This is a genomic window from Achromobacter spanius, assembly GCF_003994415.1.
GTDB classification, from domain to species: Bacteria; Pseudomonadota; Gammaproteobacteria; order Burkholderiales; family Burkholderiaceae_B; genus Achromobacter; species Achromobacter spanius_C.
In genome coordinates this window covers 814,054-835,231 of the sequence record NZ_CP034689.1, presented here as the reverse complement: position 1 = coordinate 835,231, position 21,178 = coordinate 814,054, and the positions used below count along the sequence as shown (strand labels likewise).

The 21,178-nt window shown below is 53.7% G+C and carries 9 protein-coding genes; 5 read left to right on the top strand and 4 right to left on the bottom strand.

Annotated features, from left to right (window positions below):
• The first annotated feature begins 138 nt into the window (after positions 1-138).
• From ELS24_RS03675 to ELS24_RS03665, 3 genes are all read left to right on the top strand, one after another.
• Positions 139-1,089: a Trp family transcriptional regulator gene (locus tag ELS24_RS03675; RefSeq protein WP_127183426.1), complete on the top strand. Its 951-nt coding sequence runs from the start codon at positions 139-141 to the stop codon at positions 1,087-1,089.
• 347 nt (positions 1,090-1,436) lie between these two features.
• Positions 1,437-2,312, top strand: a complete 876-nt coding sequence (locus tag ELS24_RS03670) for a phage/plasmid replication protein, II/X family (RefSeq protein WP_164741207.1) — start codon at positions 1,437-1,439, stop codon at positions 2,310-2,312.
• A gap of 1,431 nt (positions 2,313-3,743) precedes the next feature.
• Positions 3,744-4,121, top strand: a complete 378-nt coding sequence (locus tag ELS24_RS03665; RefSeq protein ID WP_127183424.1) for an H-NS family nucleoid-associated regulatory protein — start codon at positions 3,744-3,746, stop codon at positions 4,119-4,121.
• 710 nt (positions 4,122-4,831) lie between these two features.
• Here ELS24_RS03665 and ELS24_RS03660 read toward each other — a convergent pair.
• Genes ELS24_RS03660 through ELS24_RS31035 form a run of 3 tightly spaced genes read right to left on the bottom strand, consistent with a single transcriptional unit; the run spans position 4,832 to position 12,459 of the window.
• On the bottom strand, positions 4,832-9,916 hold the full coding sequence (locus tag ELS24_RS03660; RefSeq protein WP_127183423.1) for an EAL domain-containing protein: 5,085 nt from the start codon (positions 9,914-9,916) through the stop codon (positions 4,832-4,834).
• A 29-nt stretch (positions 9,917-9,945) separates the two neighbouring features.
• Positions 9,946-11,274 (bottom strand): HD domain-containing phosphohydrolase, encoded by a 1,329-nt coding sequence (locus ELS24_RS03655; protein ID WP_127183422.1) that lies wholly within the window; start codon positions 11,272-11,274, stop codon positions 9,946-9,948.
• A gap of 18 nt (positions 11,275-11,292) precedes the next feature.
• A complete protein-coding gene (locus ELS24_RS31035) occupies positions 11,293-12,459 on the bottom strand; it encodes an ATP-binding protein (protein ID WP_240669446.1) in 1,167 nt (388 codons plus the stop codon).
• A gap of 1,231 nt (positions 12,460-13,690) precedes the next feature.
• On the opposite strand from ELS24_RS31035, the gene ELS24_RS03645 reads away from it, so the two are divergent.
• Together ELS24_RS03645 and ELS24_RS03640 are read left to right on the top strand one after the other, a co-directional pair.
• Entirely contained in the window at positions 13,691-16,051 is a 2,361-nt protein-coding gene (locus ELS24_RS03645) for an AAA family ATPase (protein WP_127183420.1), read from the top strand.
• The gene (locus tag ELS24_RS03640) at positions 16,048-17,946 is read left to right on the top strand and encodes a UvrD-helicase domain-containing protein (RefSeq protein ID WP_127183419.1); all 1,899 of its coding nucleotides are present in this window, start codon (positions 16,048-16,050) and stop codon (positions 17,944-17,946) included. Before ELS24_RS03645 ends, ELS24_RS03640 begins: the two co-directional genes overlap by 4 nt.
• 180 nt (positions 17,947-18,126) lie before the next feature.
• Here the strand turns inward: ELS24_RS03640 and ELS24_RS03635 are convergent, their stop codons facing one another.
• A complete protein-coding gene (locus ELS24_RS03635) occupies positions 18,127-21,060 on the bottom strand; it encodes a DNA methyltransferase (protein ID WP_127183418.1) in 2,934 nt (977 codons plus the stop codon).
• Positions 21,061-21,178 lie beyond the last annotated feature (118 nt).

Below are 21,178 nucleotides of genomic sequence, written 5' to 3'. Positions count from 1 at the left end.
GAAAGTGAGATCACGAGCTATGTCCTCACTCTCGCTGCCGCGCGCCGCTACGCGCCCAGCACTGCCGAACCCCAGTAGTTCATCGACGCAGCATAGTTTTCTGTGCCCGTTCCTCGACCCCACTCCCCTACCAGACCCATGAAAAACCCACACTTTCCTGAGCTTTCCTTATCCCAGTTGCTGGATGCAAAGATCCCATCGCCGGACTATTTTTTCCCGCCGCTTATTCCCACCGCAGCCACCACAATCGCGTTTTCCAGTCCAGGAGTCCTCCCACTAACTCTCGCGACTCTCGCGGCATATGCGGTGGCTGCCGCTCTGCCTATCAAATCGCTCGAAGTGTTTGGCCGGTGCTCTACCGGACGAGTGACTTTCCTTGCGCCAGCTCACCAGGCCCAAGGCGTGCAGGCTGCATTCAAACGGCTATCGGAGAAGCAACAACCGGCACCGGCACGCGCTCTTGCTGCCGACAACCTTACGGTTAGCTTGATTGACCCCGGCGAAGACCATGGCCTGGGGATCGACGTTGTGCGTGGACTGCGCCTCCAAGCGGGAAAGCCCACCCATCAGCTTTGGGTTATCTACGATCTGGCGACGTGGTTCGACATTTCCACCTCAGCACACGCTATACGTCAAATCGCCGACCAGTTCGCTGAGCTAAACAAACGTGGGATAACCGTCCTTGCGTTCCGTAACGATTACAGGAAACGCGAAAAATGGATGGAAGCGTTCCCTGCCCTTAACGTACTTCGATTAGCCAGCGGCAACACCACGTGTGCCGACCACAACGCTATCCGCATTTTCCGCCAGAGCAACCATTACCCTCCTAGTTCGCCCAGCCCGCTCGACTTCACGTACACGTCGGCCGGCCCACTTTCCTTTGAATTCTCAGCTGTAGATTCAACGCAGCTACTTTCTCCAAAGCAACAGGAAATTCGACAACGGCGACTCCAAATTCCGAAGCTTTTGCAGCAAGGTATAAGTAGAAGCGAAATCGCGGTTCGCCTCGGCGTATCCGTCGCAACGCTCTCCAGAGACATTGCAGAAAGGCCTCCTTTGCATGAGGCACCTGACGTAGGACGCACATAAAAAAACCGATTTTTTTCAAATTTGCACGACGAGCCACAACGTCTCCTGGGAAAGACAAGTGGCCGAGCAACTATACAAGCCAACATTTGTTCGTAATTTGTACTGCCCCCACGCCCCCGACCTAGCTATCCATCAATCCCCACTGTAGACCAATGAACCCGTATATCACCAACACAACCAACGGCCATGTGCATATAGATCGCATTAGGGTTAAAGGCTCGCTCGCTCATCGTCCTTTGGGAAAACTATGGTTCCAGCTAATGGGAGACACGGGGGAACTCGTGCCCATAGCAGCCAGCGCTAGAAAGCCACGAGGCGCCTCTTACGGGCCTGCAGATCAGGTTTGGATGAAGTCGCGAGACATAAGAGGTATTGACCGGGCGCACCAGATCGAACTTGATTGCTGCCCGCCTCAGATTCTGCAGCGACACAACTTTTTCGGACATGCAAATCTGCAATCGTATGTACACCAGATTTTCGAACAACAAACCACTGCCATGGCGCTTAGTCCAACAGATGAAGAGCGGGCGGAGTGGGCCAACGGACAAGTTGGCATCACCGAAATCCACCTGACGGCGAACTTCTGGTGCCCCCCCGTGCAAAGAGAGATCATTGACGCGATAGACGCCAATAATCGCGAAGGGAAACGCCGTAACCGCGAAACTTCTATCGAACTGGGTCACGGTCCGAAGAGGCGTTCCGTGTATCACAGCGCAACTGTCTACAGCAAACATGAGCTGTTGGCATCGCAGTGGAAGAACCCTGGTGAATATCAAACCGCGATACTTGACCTGGCACGTCTCAGCATCCGCGTCGAGATCAAGCTCCACCACCAGGGCCTGCGCACGCGAAATCTCCAATACGTGTCGAGGTGGAAGCACGAAGACGTGGACAAACTATTTTTTGACCTATTGGGCCGCTATAAGATCACCAATTCTGTGCAACCGGTCCTCACGGAATACGAGGCAAAAGAATTGCCGAAGAACGTGCGCCGTGCTTATCTACTTTGGCTCAACGGCGAAAATCTGCATGAGCATTTTAATAGAACTACCGTGTGGCAGCATGCGAAGGAGCTAAAACAGCGCGTGGGAATCGATATAACGGGGCATCGTCGACCGGAGGCACTGCCAGTGGTAAATACGGCTGAGATTTTTACTCGAGAGAACATCGTGCCGATTCCCGAATGGGCGTACGGCAGCCAGCGCTATTCGCCGCCCGTGTAGGGCGCCGTTGGGCGAATTTACGCAATATCCCCTGCAGGGAAGTGGCTGACACCATGGCATATCCTGCCGAGCGCCGTCAATCTGCCCTTAGCGTGCCCCCCATTGTTAGCAACCACTCTTTTGCGGGGGTGCTGGGTGCCCCACAGCGCCCTTAACCGAACTACGATCGGTATGCCTGCGCATAGCTAGCGCGGCGTGGCCGCAGCGTGGATCCTTATCTAGCCGCTGAAATAGACAGCAGCGAGAAAGTAAAGGCATGCGCCCCTCCCGCCGCAATCCACGGACGACTCAAGGAGCGCGGCTCGCGAAGGTAGAGCTCTTGATTTCAACCTCGGCCAAAAAAATACCACCCTTGAAGTCTCGATCAACGGGATTCTTCGCGCCCCTACGCTTCGCCGGTTGTTTTCCGTTATGATCAAAAAGGCTCGTCGCACGCTTCATGGGCTTAGCCGCGCGAAGCTTCATGAGTTAACAGCGTCCGCTGGAAACCCAACCGCAGTGCTGTCCAGGGAACCCAGCGTGCTCGACCTTCCTGACAGCGGTCCGCAGTTGGAACTCACTGCTACAACAGCGGCTTCCTGCATTTCTGCATTGAATGAACATCGCTTGTCACGTCCGTAGCTGGCAAGCCACTGCCTTCACGACTGTTCCGTCCGGCAACTCATATCGTCCTTCGCCTAGCCATGTCACCTGCTGGCCATCCGCCAAACAGCAATAATAATGCGAGCCGGAATCGTCCCCTGGAAGTGTTCGGCACCGCCTTTCAATTCTGTAGATGTCGCCGTCACAACTGACTGCAAGTATTTCAAGAGCCCGCTGGGTGTACTCCGTCATGGCGTTCCCCTACAGCACGCGCGCGTAGCGTGATTCATTGGGGCACTAATCGGGGATTACGTCAATCCGGCAATACGATATAGGAGACAGCCTCAACGGACTTGAGCCCCCCGATCGAGTCTGCTTATACCGGTATAGATTACAGGCGGTCCAGACGACGTCGTGAGCATCCGCGAACTCGAACTATGGTGCCGTCTGGCATCTCGTATTGCCCGTAACCTAACCAACCGACGACCTCTCCGTTGGGCAGACAGCAGAAAAAGAACACTCTGCCTTTTCCTCCGGGTAACGTTCGCCTTCGTCGTTCGAAAAGGTAAGAGGAGCCGTCGTCGGCAGTTGCAATTACTGCTGTTAGAGTCTCGTTGAAGTTTGCCGGCACCCTCTCTCTCCTTGATGCTCAAAGTTCACGCTCCCAGTTTCGCCCGGAGAGGGATGGTACGGAATCGGGCTTAAGGGCACATCCGTTGTATAGATGATACGGCGAAGGAGGAAGGATCGCTTACACCGAAAACGAGCTCAATAATTAGCGCTATTCTCAACTTCCCGCGGGCTTCATCAGCAATAGAGTGCAGTATCGGCCAAAGGGAGACCATAGTGATGGCAAAACACGCCTTGAAAGGCATAGATGTGAAAATTAGCGCGTTGGAGCGTCAAGTTAAAGCGCTACACGCTAAGCGAAAATCATTATCAGTCCGCGAAATTCTCAGTCTGATGCGCGCGCACGGCATAGCCGTTGAAGACGTGCTAGCTGCATACCGAGATAGCTTCCAAACATCAGTTAAAAGCAATGCGCCGCAAACGGACGGTCGATTTGTAGTAGCAGCAAAATACCGCGACCCTGAAACCGGCAAAACATGGACTGGCCGGGGTGTGCCGCCCCGTTGGCTTACCGCCGCTGAGTCGCGAGGCGAGAGTCGTGGCGACTTCCTAATTGACATGCCCCCTCCACGCCAGGGATTACGTGTACCTAAATAGAGATTGCCATTTACTATGCCCGATCGCCCTAAACTGGTGATTGCGCCCGACTCCAACTAATCGAATAGGCTTGGGCGAGCGCGATGGGGCCACCAAAGTTACATCTGTGAAAATCAAATTTACCAAGTTCACTGTCCAGTATGTGCATCACCGTTCGAGAACCCTTCGGCCGGGATGTCGCTGCAGCTACAATAGCTGGTCTATCCTCGTGCCGGCGAGGGTGGCTGGCGCTGAATACTGCAAGCAGTAATCGGCGTGCTTCAGACCTGTCCGTAACTGGACAGGTTTTTTTTTGAAATTCGGGGTGGGTCGCTGTCTCGGATTGGGCGAGCACTTCCCGCAATGCGGCATCTCCCATCGCTATGTAAAAATAATATATCCCTTACCAACAACAGGATTGGTAGCAGTCTCAATCGGTATATCAGGGGAGCTAATTCAAGTGTCTAGACCCATGTGCTTTCAACTCTCAAGCTGATCATTGACACCCGCCTAGAAATACCCTTCGGCATTCTAGACCCGCAGTAAGAGATCGCATTTGCGGACTATCGCCGAGCCAAATTTCACCGGATTTAGCACTAGTCCGGCAACAGACTCCCTAGTTTACTCCCCCGGTTCTACGAGTTCTTAGGCACACACTAGACTCCTGAGCAACAGCCAATCCAGTGATGCCGGCAGCCAAGAATTCAACGCTCCTTTCAACATAGCGCATATCAATAGTTCTCTGCTGCAGCCCCTTCGCCTTCTCGTTTGCGAAATGCAATAGCGATGGAATCCCGCAACTCCTCATCGTCCCAAGGTTTCGTGAAGTATCGATAGATGGCGCCTTTATTTATCGCGGAAGTTACTGACGCCAAGTCCGTATAGCCCGACAAGATAATGCGTACCGTTTCCGGGTACATGTCCTTGACTTGATGAAAAAACTCCGTACCTGTCATCTCGGGCATCCGTTGATCAGAAACAATAACATCCACTTTATTGCTCGCAAGCAAACGAAATGCCTCTTGGGGGCTTTGGGCGGTTAGAATTTTATAACCATCCCGCCGCAAGACACGCACAAGAGCCCGCAGTATATTTTCTTCGTCATCTAATAGCAGGAGCACCCGCTCCACCTCAGCAGCTCCGCTTTCGCCCCAAGTTTTGCTTCCTTGGGAGCCGTCTCTCAGATACCGCGCCAGCGCTTCATACGGCATAGGGTGCGCGAATAAGTAGCCTTGAAAATAATCGCAGTGATTTCTGCGCAAGAACGCGTACTGGGCCTCGATCTCAACGCCTTCTGCAACCACCTTCAGATCAAGATGGTGCGCCATCGATATAATCGCCTTGGCGATAGATGCATCATGCCGATCGCTGATAACTTCCTGAACGAACGACCGATCTATCTTCACCTTGTCAATTGGAAGGTTCTTGAGATAGTTCAAACTTGAATAGCCTGTACCGAAATCATCGATCGAAATCTTCACCCCAAGTTCCCTGATCTGCCGAAGCGTATCGATTGCTCTCTCAGCATCATCAAGCAGAACACTTTCAGTTATCTCGATTTCGATGCTTCTCGACGTTAGATTCCAACGGAGCAGTTCACTCTCGAGCTCAGATACAAAATCTGTCCGCTGGAAGTAAAGGGCTGAAACATTCAATGCCACAGGGCAATCGGACCATCCTAGGTCCTGCAATGCAGCGGCATCGCGACATGCCCTTTCCAGCACCCATCTACTCAAGGGAATGATCTGTCCCGTCTCCTCCGCCAACGGTATGAAGAACGATGGGGAAACAAATCCACGAGTTGGGTGTTGCCAACGCAAGAGCGCCTCAACACTGGCTATGCGATGGGTACGGCCATCAATGATTGGTTGATAATAAAGAGCTAGCTCTCCATTATCTAGCGCGCGCTTCAGGTCTCCACGCAGAGCTAAACGCTCTTCAATGTCCTTGCCAAGATCGATCGTGTATTCATGCCACGTATTCCTTCCCTCGCGCTTCGCACGAAACATCGCCAGATCTGACTCGCGAACCAACTGCATCGGATCTTTGATTGCCCCGTCGCTCACTGTAAGTCCCGCGCTTGCCGTGATATGCACTTCCAACTCGCCGAACCTATAGGGCGCGCCCACGGCGTTAATAGCAGCCTCTATCAATCTATGCGAACGCTCACGCGTCGTAGATGGCAATACGATAACGAACTCGTCTCCGCCAACACGGGCAACCATCTCTCCCTTTTGAAGGCACGCTCTCATTCGCTGGGCAACCTGTATCAATACACGATCGCCGAAATCGTGCCCCATCGAATCGTTGATCAGCTTGAAGCCGTCCAGGTCGAAGAATCCCACGGCGAGCGTATCGCCCCGTCTCCGAGCCTCGGCGCTGCTTTTAGTCAGGTATTCTCGAAGCAACCGCCTATTTGGAAGCTCAGTCAATATGTCGTGCGTCGCACCATACTCAAGTTGCTCCTCGATCTTCTTTTGCTGCGTGATGTCGTTCAAGATTCCAATAAAATTCCCTACTCTACCCAGTTCATTCGGAACCGGGGCGATAAATAGATGATTCCAGAAAGCAGTGCCGTCCTTTCGCGTATTTTGGATGACAATGTCAATTTCACGATTGTCTGACAAGGCTGCACGAATTTTTTCGACGGCTACCTGATCCGTTTCCGGCCCTTGCAAGAACCTGCAGTTTCTGCCGAGCGCTTCCGTGCGACTGAAACCAGTCATCCGCTCAAAGGCCGGATTGACATAAATCAACGGAAACTCGGGATCCGTGGCATCAGCGATGGTTACTGCGTTGTAGCAAGCCTCGAGGCTGCGATGGAGCAAGTGCAATTGCTGTTCAAAGTGTTTACGCGGTCGCAAATCTCGAAGAGACAGCAGCCGCATTGGCTGCTTCTCCCACTCTGTCTCCGAGAGGGCGACTTCCACGTCCAAGGTACCTCCCCCCCGGTCTACCGTTTTCCACTCAAACAACTTTGGGGGAACTTCTGGTAGGGGAACATGCATGTTCTGCAACCCCGCCTGGCTTCTGCCGAACATTTGCTGTGCCGCTTCGTTTGCAAAGCGCACGTAGCCACCTTGATTCACAACCAACACCGCATCTCGCATATCAATGAGCAACTGGCGAAGCTGCTTCTCCTTCGCTCTAATTACGGCACCCGCTCTCTCCTGTTCCGTCACATCTCTCGCGATACCAAAAACGCCTACCACTTGATCCTCAACCTGAATAGGCATATTGGTGACATCGAATATTCGAACTTTTCCGGTTGCGACCTTGCACCTTGCAAGGTATCGGCGCACTTCTCCCTTCAGGACCGCGTCGAAATGCCTATTGACCATTTCGAGGTCTTCTGCAGTGACAACCGAACGATACGTTAGCTGCAATAGCTCTCTCTCCGAGAGACCGGTCAATATGCCAGCCTGCGGGTTTACGCTTGTGTAGCGCCCCGTCAAGTCAAACGAATAAACCGCATCGGGATTGAAGTGATACAGGGAGCGATATCGCTGTTCGCTTGCTTCAAGGCTCTTGCGATCATCCGCCGCTTTAATGGCAACCGCAGCCAACTGGCAGATTGCTGCAAGAGCCTGTGTGTCGTAGCTCATCCGTTGATCGTCGGGCGAGTACACTCCCACGGCGCCAAGCAGTTTCGGTCCCACGGACATCGGCGAGGCCCAATAAGCGAATGAAGCGGCTCCGCACATTGATGCACAGTCCGAACAATCGACCTGATCAATAAATACAGGGGCTCCATTGCGAACCGCGTCGCACTGGGGCGAATCAGCAGTCAGCGGGAGTTGATCGCCAAGACTACTTTCGAAATCAGCCCCCGGCCCTTCCGCCATGAGTAGTTGGAGCGTGCCCTGGTCTTCCACGAGGCGACGTACAGCGAAACTAGCGCCTGGAACAATCGCTCGAGCCAAGCCGGCTATGGAACGTAAGACGGTATCCAAGGATGCCCTGGCAATGATCTGGTCATAGACGCGTCGCGATGCAGCGTTAAACACGTCCTGCTGTCGGATCCAGTCGACGTCGCGGACTACGCAATACAAAAGCTGCTCGGATTCAACCCATTCGGCGGACCATTTCATCTCGAGCGGCACCCCGAACTTGTCATTCAACTGATTTTGAAACTTCCAGTCTTCCGAAGAATTTTCCATCGCCGACTCTAGCGCTAATCCGGTACGCCGGCGATCGGTTCGTTGCACAAAGTCGATGACTCGCTTGCCTTTTAATTCGTGGGGCGAGTATCCCAAAATTCTCTCCACAGAGACGCTCACCTCGGTAAAAGCAAGGTCCCGGTTCAGCGAAAATATAATATCCCCGGACAGCCGCATAATTCTCGCCTTCATCCCATTAAGACGATGCTGGGCATCCAGGCTTCGCTGAAGTGCGCCGTGGGCCATTGCAAGCTTGTACGATCTTCGCCGCGATGACCAACTCAACTGCTGGTTCAGCATAAGAAATAGGGTCGACACGATGCCGACGAGCAGTGCGGATGTGGAAAGAAATGAAATTGGCCCTTCCGTAACCGTTCCCCGGTACCACCCCTTGATCGTAGCCAGGTTTTCATGATCGATTTCGATCGCTGCCTGAACGAGTAGATCGCCCCGGCTGGCGGCACCCACGCTGTATATTTCCGCGCCAGCGAGATCGACGGAAACCGCTGCCAGGCCGACAGCGGGTCCCGGAATGCTGACGAACAGATCCGCGAGCTGCTGAACTGCGACTAAATACGTAGCCTTTCCACTCTGCATCGGCAATTTCGCCGCCACCAAAGCAAGTGAAGGCAGACCGGCGCTTGGGATGGGTCTGCCAATGTGTGGCTTGCCGCTTTCTTCAACGTGATGCAAGAAAATTCTCGCGGCCGGGGTTGAAAAATACGCTTTCATCAATTGGTCGATTTCGGCGTTCTCTGCGTTGGACAGAAGGATGCTTCCGTCAATGTCGATCAACGCCATCCCTTTGAACCCGGGTATGTCGCGGAGGAATGCGGTGGCGTCGAACTTAAATGATGTGGGTTCGGGCAATCCGCCTTCGATCCCCCATCGGGCAGCCAATCTATTCAGCACGGTAAAGCGAACCCTCACCGCTGCGTTCACCTGTCTGTCAGCCTGATCCAACAATATCCTTGCCTGATTAACCTTTATGCTCAGTTCGTGAGTGCCGATGACGCACCAACACAGGACCGCGACGAACGTCCCCAAAGCCGCCAACCAGACACTTGCCGTCTGTCGGGCTATAACCTTCTCCGAACGTCTTTGCGTAATCAGAGCCATCGCGCTCAGTGCCATGAGCACGAGGAGCAACGTATATAGGCCTTCGATACGGAATATTACCGCCAAGGGATTACCCGCCGGCCAGGCCTGCACTCTCGCGACCGTTTGAAGCACCGCCCCAATACAGGCCACGCCGCCCAACGTCCAACTCAGTCGTTTAAAACGCGGAAAGACTTCTATCAAGCCCAGCGCGCAACACACAAACGCGATGGAGATTTGCATTAGCGGCGTGAGCGACGACTGCTGACTCCACAAATCCCAGCCGATGGGAGGCATTCGAGAAACGGCGATCCATGCGTTTACGGAAAATGCAAATGCATTTACCAGCAATGCCAGGCCCCGAACGCCAAGCGCGCTCAGCAACAGCGTGCCCCCTGCGGCGCCGAAAAGCAATGCCCCTTGCTCGATAGAGCCTGCCAGCTCGGGCAGGTGCTCTGCCAGCAACGGTCTCCATATAAGCCATGCAAGCCCGACCCATAGAAGTATGAATCCGACAACAATGGGCAAAGCAGAAATAACGATATGTCGCATCTTCATGGAGATACCCCGCAATGTGCATGCGTCAATTAATCTTCCGTCTCAGGCATACGAACGAACAATTGATACGTGGCATCTTCATTTTGCTCAAAGACCATCAGCTTATCTATCAGCCGCTCCGTCAGGGGCTTACCTGCGCTTATTAACAACATGCCGCTTAAAGCGTGAAGGTCCTTTACCAATATCATCCCCGGCTCGAGCCTGGCGGTATCGAGCACCAAAACAGTCTCATCGGCGGCGTCGGAATTTTCAATGCTTTCCATGACCTCGATGTACGGCTCACACAAACTCGGGTCATAAAGTCGACCAGAGTATCTACGAACCGCATCAATGGCTTCTTCATGGCCAAGTTTTCTCGATAGCAAGACTCCCATTCGAAGTTCAACATAATCGGTGGCAATCTTCAGAATGCGCGCGCCATAAGGGATGGCCTCGCCTGCCAAGCCATCGGGAAAGCCGGCGCCATCCCAGCGCTCTTGATGATGACGAATTATGTTGGCAGCGTCGTTGGCCGGCTCAAGCGACATGAGCAAACTCTCTCCCACCACCGGATAGGTCCGGTATCGGTCGCGCTGAGTCCTTTCCATTCGGTCCGGAGATCCAGCAATGAGCGTATCGTCCCAAGTCAGTTTTCCAATGTTATAGAGCGCCGAAGCGATGGCCAGATCCTGCATCTGCTTCTCGTTCATCTGCATTTTGTCGCAGAAGGCGCTCACAAGTGATGCAACTTTTGCGTTGGATTGTTTTTCTGCAGGCAGCCTTAGATTTATCAGTGAAGCAAATACTCGCGTGGCCATGACATAACTTTGCTGCAGGCTTTGGTGCGCCTTCTCGATCTCAGCGTTCGCTCGCTCAAGCTGCGCCGTGCGCTCCTTCACGCGCCTTTCTAATGAGTTGTTTAGATGCTGTAACGCCTGATACTGCTGACGATTGATCTGCTCTAACCGCTTTCTTTCGGCTTGCGCTTGATGAAGCGCCAAGCCTTGACTCACTGCGATGCGTAATTGATCGGCATCCCACGGCTTCGTCAGGTATCGATAAATACGCCCCTCGTTAATGGCACGAATCGTGTTGTTGTGTTCCGGATAGCCCGTGAGCAGGATACGAACAGTATCGGGCCACCGCTGCTGTACTGTTGCAAGCAGGTCGGCACCCGACATCCCCGGCATGTTGGCGTCACAGATGACGAGATCAATCTTGTTGCGCACCATTTTATTGATTGCATCAACGCCGTCTGTCGCGGTGAGTATCGACGAGTGCGTACCTCGGAGCTCTCGCACCAGGCTTGACAGGATATGCGGTTCGTCATCGACTAAAAGAATGGCGCCTTCCAGCCCCTCGCTTTGTGGGACTTCCATGTTTGTCATCTCGGACATTTACGCCTCGCGCACCTTTTGGTGAATTGGAAGCCAGATCCTGAAACGGGATCCGCGGCCCAGGTCACTAAATACTTCAATACGACCCGCGTGCTGCTCTACGATGTTGTACGACAGCGCCAACCCCAACCCCGTGCCTTTCCCTAATTGCTTGGTGGTATAAAAAGGCTCGAAGATTCGACGCAGAGCATCTGCTTCAATTCCACAGCCCGTGTCCTGCACCTCGAACCAGACCTCCTCGCCCTCCACTCCCGAACGAACGGTGATCGTGCCTCGCGTCTCAATGGCCTGAGCAGCGTTGATGAGCAGGTTTAACGTGACCTGATTGATTTGTGAGCCATTGCATTCCACAAGAGGCAAGGCCCCGAACTCGCAGATTACGTTTGCCTTGTATTTGAGTTCATTATTTACGACCTTTAGTGTCGTTTCTATACCGTGATGCAAGTCAAATTCGCGGAACCCTTCTTCTTCCGGTCGCGAAAAATCTTTCAGCGCTGTTATTATTTTCTTTACGCGATCAATGCCGTCCGCTGACTCGCTAAGCAAGGCCTCCAAATCATGACGAATATAATCGTACTCAAGATTCCGCTTAAGGTGGCGCAGGTCGTCGAGATGCGCAACTCCTTCAACGGCATCAACGATTTTCAGTAAATCCCGCACATAGTTTCCAAGAGTTTTCAGATTCGAAAAGACGTACCCGATTGGATTGTTTATTTCGTGGGCGACGCCTGCCGCAAGCTGACCGATTGCCGCCAACTTTTCCGTCTGCATGACTTGATTCTGCGTGGGATTCAGTTGTCGCACCTGCTTTGCGGTCACTTCACTTTGTGACCCCGAGGTTGGATATTGGATGGAGTCACTTTCCCTTGGTGCTGGGGTATGACACGCAAATACTAGGCATCGTGAGGCACTGTAGGTGGGCGGGACGACGAAATCGGCGACTGTCGCAAACCCGACGTCATGGCCATTGGCAGCTAGCGTCTTCGCTGGCTCCTCTAGGATTTTCAAACACTTTAAGTCTTCGAAACGCAATCCAATCGCTGAGCTAGCGTCGATCCCCGTTAAACGCTCCATGGCCTGGTCCCACGACTGAATATCTCCCGCCTCGCCCACCATCACGACGCCGCACTGCCTAAGAACTTTTTTTTGAATAGCAACCATTTGCATGCCTCCCATGCTTGCGTAATCAGAGGCGAATCTACCGCAGCACATTACGGTTTATTTCCGTTTTTCGAAATTTTACGTATCAATGCGTTATAAACGATACGGAATGTGTAACTGTTGCGCTGTTGCGACTTGTTCAACGTCGCAAGCCGGAGAGTGACGTAGCACTACTTAGAAATTTCGACCATCCGCCATCGGCCCGCCGTTGAACACCAGCGCTCTGTCTAGCCGACCTATCAACTTAGGTTCACCGAGAGATGAGAGGAAAGGGGCCAAGACAGAGAGCGGCTGCCTTACACGTGGCCTGAAGGACGGCATAAAGCAGCGCATGAAACTACGAACGCCGCAGTGGGGTCGGCGTGCTTGAGCTAGGCCATACAGTGAAGACCGAGCTCCGGTCACGAGCGCCAATGCGCTGAGGGTTGCCGCGCAGATTCCTGGCGAGATGTGATCGACGGTAGAGCAGAGAACTCTTATCGCAAGCACAGTTGTCCGAGGCAATTCATATTGCTACGGCAGCCGTATGTTGGGTTAGCGTTGATGCATGAGAGCAAACGAAGTGATCGGCGCGGATCAACCAGCGCCGCTGCGTCGCTCACAGGGAATGATTGGGCGGGAGGCAGATAGCCCCCCGTTCATAGAGCGGCGTTAGCTACTTTGACCGAATGGCCCCTTAACGGGCCGAGGCGGACCGGATTGTCTGATGGGTGGTGGCCAAGGAGATCCGCTCGTTATGGGCGGATGTGGTTGTGATTCTGCTATCCCTTTCTTGCACATCCGAGTACATGCCGCCGAGCTTGGTGCCTGAGTCACCCAAGGGATGGCGAGTTCAAGCAGGCATCTCAACATTTCAGTGCACCACCACCACTTTGCAAGTCTCAGGACAGGACGACATGGGCTGGCGCGAGGCAGTTGACTGCCCGCGTCGCGATGTTGGAATCGCGACCCGACCTGCTCCGTTGGTGATGGCTGTGGGTGAGCAAGCGCATAGTTGTGCCCCCGTCACGTCTCACGACATCACCTTGCCGTCGAATCTCAAAATTTCACATTTTCAAATTAACGATAATGATGTGTTTGCGCTATTTCAAACTATGTGATATTCCATGCGTCGTGCGGGGCGCACCTTGATTGAACATGTGCCCATTCGATCATTGCCAGCAGTTGGATTCCGCTAGACTGCCTTGTAGATAGACGATCAAATGTAGATAGGCAGAAAAACGTCCCGGGAGATTAAATGCGTATCGAGCTCGTCGAAATAGGAAACTTCCGCAAGCTTCGCAAAGTGAGGGTAGATCTCGCGGAGAAGACGACCGTCTTTGTAGGAGCCAATAACAGCGGGAAGACCTCTGCGATGATTGCACTTCGACAATTCCTCGTCGGGCGCGCCGATTTTTCTATCAACGACTTCACGCTATCGAACTGGACAACGTTGGACGCGCTTGGTCAGCAATGGGAGTTAACCAAGCCCGGGGAAAGCGTGCATCCATTTGACTGGGACGCAGTGCTGCCGCATCTCGACGTGTGGCTCAACGTTCCACCAAAAGAGCTTCATCACGTCCAAAAAATTCTTCCCACGCTCGACTGGGCGGGAGCGCCTATTGGCGTGCGGTTGCGGTATGAGCCTAAGGACATACAAGCTTTTCAGGCCGAATATCTAAAGGCAAAACTTGCCGCAGAAGCGGTCATGAACGCGAACTCGGCGGCAGATGGAACATCGTTTCCAGCAGCCCCACAAGGGACGGAGGGTTTTGCGCTTTGGCCCCGGTCGCTCATGGACTTTTTGTCCATAAGACTGCGCGCGACATTTGAAGTTCGCGCGTATCTTCTTGACCCTGCCAAGCTCGTTTTCCCGAAGGATGGCGTGGCCGTTCCGCAGATGCTTCCACCGGACAGCGAGCCGGTCGAGGGCGATCCTCTCAAGAATATTATCCGCATCGATGAGATCAGCGCTCAGCGTGGCTTTGGATTTGCAGCATTTTCGCCACGGAGCGATGCCGACCAGGACGGAGGACGCTCGCGTAGCGGGAAGAAACTTTCCAGTCAGCTAAGGCACTACTACACACAGCACTTGGATCCATTCGATCAACCTGAGCCAAAGGATTTGGAAGCCTTGCAGGCACTTCATGGAGCGCAAGCAGCCTTTGGCAAGCGCCTTGAGGTCTGCTTTGCGGATGCGCTCAAGGAGTTGGAGGACATTGGATACCCTGGCGTAACAGATCCCAAGCTGACAATCCGCGCAAACATTACTCCAGTGGACGGTTTAAATCACCCGTCGGCCGTTCAATACGTTGTTCCCGCGCATGGGGCTAGTGGGAGCGCCTCAGTTCATCATCTCCCGGAAGATTCGAACGGGTTGGGATACCAAAACCTCGTTTCTATCATCTTCGCTCTAATGAGCTTTCGCGACAAATGGATGCGTGTCGGAAAGGCTGCCAGAACGACAGAAGAGGAAGATCACGCAATTCCTCCACTTCATCTTGTTCTCATTGAAGAACCTGAGGCGCACTTGCACGCGCAGGTCCAGCAAGTCTTCATAAGACAAGCCTATGACGTTCTGCGCAAGCACGACAAGCTCAAAGCGTCGAAGGATCTGTGCACACAACTCGTGGTCAGCACTCATTCCAGCCATCTTGCGCACGAGGCTGAGTTTGCATCCTTGAGATATTTTCGGCGACTCCCAGTAAAGATCGAGAATGGCTCGGTGCCAGTCTCGTGTGTCGTGAACCTGTCGGACACGTTTGGCGACGAGGACAATACAGGTCGCTTCGTTAAGCGATACCTAAAGGCTACGCATTGCGATCTGTTTTTCGCAGACGGGGCCATACTCGTCGAAGGTCCAGCCGAACGCATACTCGTGCCTCATTTCGTAAGATCAAGGAATGAGTATGAGTTCCTACGACGCTGTTATGTGACGTGGCTGGAGATAGGAGGCAGTCACGCCCACCGGCTAAGGTTGCTCATCGAACAGCTCGGGCTGAATACGCTAATCATCACAGACCTGGATGCCAAGGATTCAGCGAACAAGTCCGTTCCGCCAGCGCGTGGTCTTGGCCTCAAGGCTCGTAACGAAACGCTGAAAACCTGGGTACCTAAAGACGAGGCACTAGATTCGTTGCTGGACGCCAAGGAAGAGCACCTATCTTTGTTTGATAGCAGCGGCTACGGGGTTCGTGTGGCTTATCAACTGCCCATGCAGGCCAACTTCAAAAAAACATCTTCTGTTGAACTACTGGCGAACACGTTCGAGGATGCGCTCGTGTACGAGAATTTGGAGCTATTCAAGACGTTGGACGGCGCGAGCCTGATGGGACGATTCAGGAGATCAATCGAAGAAGCGGTAGACGCCAGCGACCTTGCTACTAGGCTAGCCGGCGATCTTGCAAAGGGCGGCAAGGCGGAATTTGCTATGGAGCTTCTGTATGGCAGCGCTATTGACACCATGACGGTTCCTTCCTACATCAATAAAGGGCTGCTATGGCTTGCTGCGCAATTGAAGCGTCGGGAAGATGATGTCCTCGGAAAGGGACCAGCGACCGCCTCGGTCCCAACGGAGATTGCGACCGAAGACACCGCTGCGAATTCGGTGGTTGCATGACGGAGCCGAACGATGCACATGTGGATGACGAGTTGGCGGAGTGCCTCAATCTGGATGCGCCCAAAAGTTTCGTCCTGTTTGCCGGAGCGGGGTCGGGCAAGACCAGTTCTCTGGTAGCCGCCCTTCGGCATGTTCAACACACAGTGGCCGAAAGGATGAGGGCCAAAGGTCAACGGGTCGCGGTCATCACTTTTACGAATGCCGCTAGTGACGAGATCAAAAGGCGAATCCTTTTCGATCCTTTGATCGACGTTCGGACCATTCACAGCTTTTCCTGGTCCCTTATTGAGGGACTGAATTACGACATTCGGGAATGGTTGCGAATTGATCTTGCGAATGACATCGCGCAGTTGAGAACAGAGGAGGCCAAGGGGCGCAAAGGGACTAAGGCTTCCACCACTCGTCTGAACAAGATCGAGTCAAAGACGCGGCGGCTCCATAATTTGCCGAACATTAAATCGTTCACATATAGCCCCACCGGCGACAATAGCGGACGCGGCGCTTTAAATCACTCTGAAGTGATAAAGCTTACTGCGCACTTCCTAACTCAAAAGTCGGCGATGCAAAGCATCCTCGCAGGCCGTTATCCAATTATGCTCATCGATGAGAGCCAGGATACCAACAAGCGGCTTATTGATGCACTCTTCGTCGTCCAATCTAACTTAAAGGGCAGGTTTTTGCTCGGACTGATTGGAGATACGATGCAACGTATTTACTCCGACGGGACGGAGCGGCTTGGGGAAGGCCTTCCCGATGACTGGGCAACCCCAAGAAAGGTCTTGAATTATCGATGCCCGAAGCGCGTTGTTCAGCTACTCAATAAAGTTCGGAGCACCACCGATAAACAGCAACAAGAGCCACAGCCCGCAGCTGACGAAGGATTTGTAAGGCTCTTCATTCTTCACAGCGACCTGGAGGGCAAGCCGGCAGTTGAGCGCGCTATCGCGGCGCACATGGCTCACATTACAGGCGACAAGAAATGGATAGAGCCGAAGGAATTGAAGACGTTGACCCTGGAGCATCGCATGGCAGCTTCGCGGCTCGGCTTTCTCGACGCTTTTGCGGCGCTCTATGACTTCGAGAGCTGGCGAACGAGCTTTCTGGAGGGAACTCTTCCGATCTCTCGATTTTTTTCGGATCAGATCCTACCGCTTGTTCGGGCAAAGCAGGCAGGTGATCGATTCGCGGTCGCGCGCATTATCAAAGCACACTCCCCGTTGTTAAACGCAGCAGCACTGCGTCAAGCGAACGATGCCAAGTCTTTGATGGACAACGTGAACAGGTCGGTAGATGGACTGCTCGAGCTGTGGAAAGGTGATATTGCCCCTTCATTGCTCAACATATTGCTCTATGTCGCGAACACCAAACTTCTTGAAATTCCCGAAGCGTTGCAGGCACACACGCCCCGGGCGGCGGAGAACGGGGTGGCACGCCTGTCCGAGGAAGACGAGCGGGCCGATCCCCAAACGGAACGAGATCTTGCCATTCAGAAGTTTCTGAAGGTACCGTTTTCGCAGATCGAGACAATGACCGAGTATCTGTCGGGCCGAGCGCGCTTCGACACCCACCAAGGAGTGAAGGGGCTAGAATTCGAGCGCGTCATGGTTATTATGGACGACTCCGAAGCGCGGGGCTTTATGTTTAAGTACGATGATTTGTTCGGCGGAAAGCCCTCGGGAGACAAGACTGTCGAAGCCACCAAGCGCCTGTTCTATGTCACTGCAAGTCGTGCAAAGAAGAGTCTTGCGCTTGTCGCATACACGTCTTCAACTGAACGAGTCAAATCGTTCGTGTTACACCAAAGATGGTTCCGCCAGGAAGAGGTCGTTTTGGATTTATCAGGAATTGCTGCGCCACCAGTAAGCCAGGGAGCCTGCGGCGACTCCGGGTCCTAACCTTAGCTCGTACCTGAAATAAAGTCTCCGGCTGAATGCAGCCGTCCGAGCTTCAATTGGCCGATGCCGACTATGTGGTGCGAATGGCCCCTCGAGGAAATTTGGATGCCGTCACCAGCCGAAGAGCGGACGTTTCCAAGAGCACGATGAAGGCTGAATGTTATGGACCAAGGTATAGGATCAAGCGGTGCCTATCAGCCGCTCGGCAGGCCGCACAGCACAATCACTGGACACCAAAACCGACGGATCAAAAACACTGGTCGGCACCCCCGGAGGCGTCACAGGCTGACCAGCACTCTCCCGGGCCGCAACAGCAGCGTTCAACTCGAGAATCTGCGCGAGCAAATCCTTCCCAACTGAGAAGCCATACGCGTCCATTACAGCCTTGTCCAAAGCGGCGTGGGCGTCACGCAGAAGGTTCTTTCCAGGGAGCGCTAAGGTGTCATATAGCGCCCTGAGGCCACCTTTGGCTGCCTTGAGTGCATTTGAGCGAACCGCTTGCAGTTTGCGCGACGCCATAACGACCGCATCGACCTTCGCAGCTGTTGGAAACTGTGGCCAAGGGAACGTGCCGAAAACGTTGGACGATGAATAGCGCGGGTCTGACTTCATGTTCGAGCGCTTGCTCATGAACCACTCAATGTGAGGCTTCGAGTGCAAAATTCCGAAGCTATAGTCGTCTTCGAAGGCGAACACCTGAAGCGCGTCCCCCGGTGTCACCTGTGAGTCTACGAAGAACAGGATGGGACGCGATGTCACGCGCGAACACGCGAGGTAGCGCGGAAGGCGTGCAATCGCTTCCAGAAGATCCGTTCGACGATAAGAGAGTTGCCACCATCGTTCGAGAAACTGCACATGGTGTGAGCGCTCTTCTTTATCGCCGCCTTCCCCCTTCTCAGCTGCCTTCATGCGCTTGGGTAATACGTTCCTCTTGACTAACGCAAGCGCCTTTGGAAACTGCTGCGCGTCCAACAAATCGCGTTGACCGAAGTCAAGAATCATTCGCGTGGCCTTTGTCGCGCCGCCAAGCACCTCCTTGCCAACGACATAGGACTTTAATAGCTCCTCCGCCTCTGGCTCCTCGGCAATTAGCGCCTGTGCGTCAGACCACTGAAGAACGAAGTCCTCATGGCCCGGAGTCACGCCTTGAAACGTACGCTTTGGCTTGGAGTTACACGAAAGGACCGCTGCGGTTTTCAAGTCGGTAGTGTCCGACAGTGCAGAACTAATGTATGAGACCTCTCTCATGTCCAAATCGTATTCTTTGGCCGCGAGTAACGTGCCTTTGGCGCTCTTCGGCCTGCGCAGCGACGTCTTTGATTGAAACCACAAGCGTTTGGACGCAGGTAGGAGCTTCTCGTCTTGCGTTTTGGTCCAGTTAGCGATGGAGACATGAACGTTGGCTTCACCCGACCACGGTTGGCTCTCCACAGCTTCAACCACGGTTCCACTCGCGCTCACGTAGTCCAAGCCTCCGATGCGGGATTCGTTGCTTCTGATGTTCTGTGTACCGACCAACCCAGCCCGGCCTCGCAGCGGATCAGCGACTGTGCAAGCAGGCAGTTCGTCGTGCGTCCGCCTGATCCAGTACACACACATGTCGGCCATTCCAGGCACCTCAGGATAGGCCACGCGGATGCGCTTGATATACTCGGCACCAAGCGCTGGTTTCATTTTTTTGACACCCAAAAATGGCGGGTTGCCGATGATGACGTCGACCTTTGGCCACTCTGATTTGGCCCCCGCCTCAGTCACTAATGCGTCGCGATGTACGATGTTCCTGTCGAGATTGTCCAGGGGCAACGCGGACTCCGAGACATGAAGTTCATCGATGCTAAGCTTATGAGCCAACATCATCGTGACCTTGGCAATCTCAACGGCGAATGGATTCACGTCCATACCGTAGAAGTTCGTGGTGGTCACGAACCCAAGTGTTCGCTGGTTGACGTCCACCGACCTGGGGAACCGCTCGGCCATTCGCAGATATAGCTGGGCCTCAAGGCGTTTCAGCTCACGATAAGCCGTAAACAAAAAATTGCCGCTTCCGCATGCCGGGTCTAAAACCGTGAATGTCTGCATGCGGTTAGCAAGAGCCTGCATCTCAGTTAGCGTCTTGGTGGCCTCAATGGCTTGCCGCCAAGGCTCAACAATAGTTGGCCCCACGATCTTCATGATGTCAACCGGCGAGGTAAAGTGTGCCCCCTTTGCATGTCGCTCAGTCTCTCCAAGAGACCGCTCGAACAACGTCCCAAAAATCTCGGGTCGCACCTTAGACCAGTCGAAGTCACAGGCATCCTTAAGCAGGAAAACCTCTTCAGGCAATAGCTCGATTTTGGCGGGCAGTGCGTAGAGCCCGCCATTGAAGTAAGCAACACCCTTGTATCGGCCGCCGCCGTTGCCCTCCGGACGATTCATGGCTTCAAAAAGCCCGCCGAGGATGTCATAGGTATCTTGAGGAGATTTGCAATCCCCGAACAGCCTCTTAACCAGGTACTTCTCAAGCAGGCCGATATCTTCGGCAAAAAAAGCCAAGAGGATTTGGAGGATAAAGCGCTGCGCTAGAGGACGCTCAATGCCTCTGTCAACCAAGGAATTGAAGCAGGTTGCAAGCTTGTCGGCAGCCTCGCGGGTCACGTCTTCATGGTGATTCCCGAATATGGGAGCAACGTCTCCCGGGAAGAGGAAGTTCAAAGCTCCGTAGCGACTGGGCAAGTCCGCTAGCGGAATCTGGTCAACAGGGGTATCCATCTGAGTCTCAAAGTCGTAGACCCAAAACTCGTCGAAATTACAAAGCACTGCGTATCTTGGCCGGTTTGGAACCAAATACGTCCAGTAACTGAAAGCTTGACTGTAGTGCTTCTTAAGATCAGTTCCCCGCCGTTTCATCTCGATAACGACGCGTGGTTTCCACACAAGGTCCGCGAACGCTGTGCCGCCCGTCCCGCCCCTCTTAACTCGCTCCTCGCATGTGGCACCTACCTCCCGAAAGCCGGAATGCCCGAAGCCCTGAAAGAGACGGTCCAAGAAGATCTGAGCTTCACCCTTCTCGTCGCCTTTGACGTGGAGCTCAACCCACCGGACGAATTCTTCTAGCTTCTTCGCCTTTTCAGTCACGCGTTTTCCCCTCACATCAACTGGTCTGCAGACCCGAAAGCTACGTATTGTGCCCGGATCTGACCCACCCCGCTTTTGTGGCTAGCGGGGAGTTGTGTCTGTCAACACGTCTTCGTGA

Excerpts from the sequence above, each read along its gene's own strand:
- ELS24_RS03675 (WP_127183426.1), top strand. The coding sequence starts at position 139 with ATGAAAAACCCACACTTTCCTGAGCTTTCCTTATCCCAGTTGCTGGAT.
- ELS24_RS03670 (WP_164741207.1), top strand. The coding sequence starts at position 1,437 with ATGAAGTCGCGAGACATAAGAGGTATTGACCGGGCGCACCAGATCGAA.
- ELS24_RS03665 (WP_127183424.1), top strand. The coding sequence starts at position 3,744 with ATGGCAAAACACGCCTTGAAAGGCATAGATGTGAAAATTAGCGCGTTG.
- ELS24_RS03645 (WP_127183420.1), top strand. The coding sequence starts at position 13,691 with ATGCGTATCGAGCTCGTCGAAATAGGAAACTTCCGCAAGCTTCGCAAA.
- ELS24_RS03640 (WP_127183419.1), top strand. The coding sequence starts at position 16,048 with ATGACGGAGCCGAACGATGCACATGTGGATGACGAGTTGGCGGAGTGC.
- ELS24_RS31035 (WP_240669446.1), bottom strand. The coding sequence starts at position 12,459 with ATGCAAATGGTTGCTATTCAAAAAAAAGTTCTTAGGCAGTGCGGCGTC.
- ELS24_RS03660 (WP_127183423.1), bottom strand. The coding sequence starts at position 9,916 with ATGAAGATGCGACATATCGTTATTTCTGCTTTGCCCATTGTTGTCGGA.
- ELS24_RS03655 (WP_127183422.1), bottom strand. The coding sequence starts at position 11,274 with ATGGAAGTCCCACAAAGCGAGGGGCTGGAAGGCGCCATTCTTTTAGTC.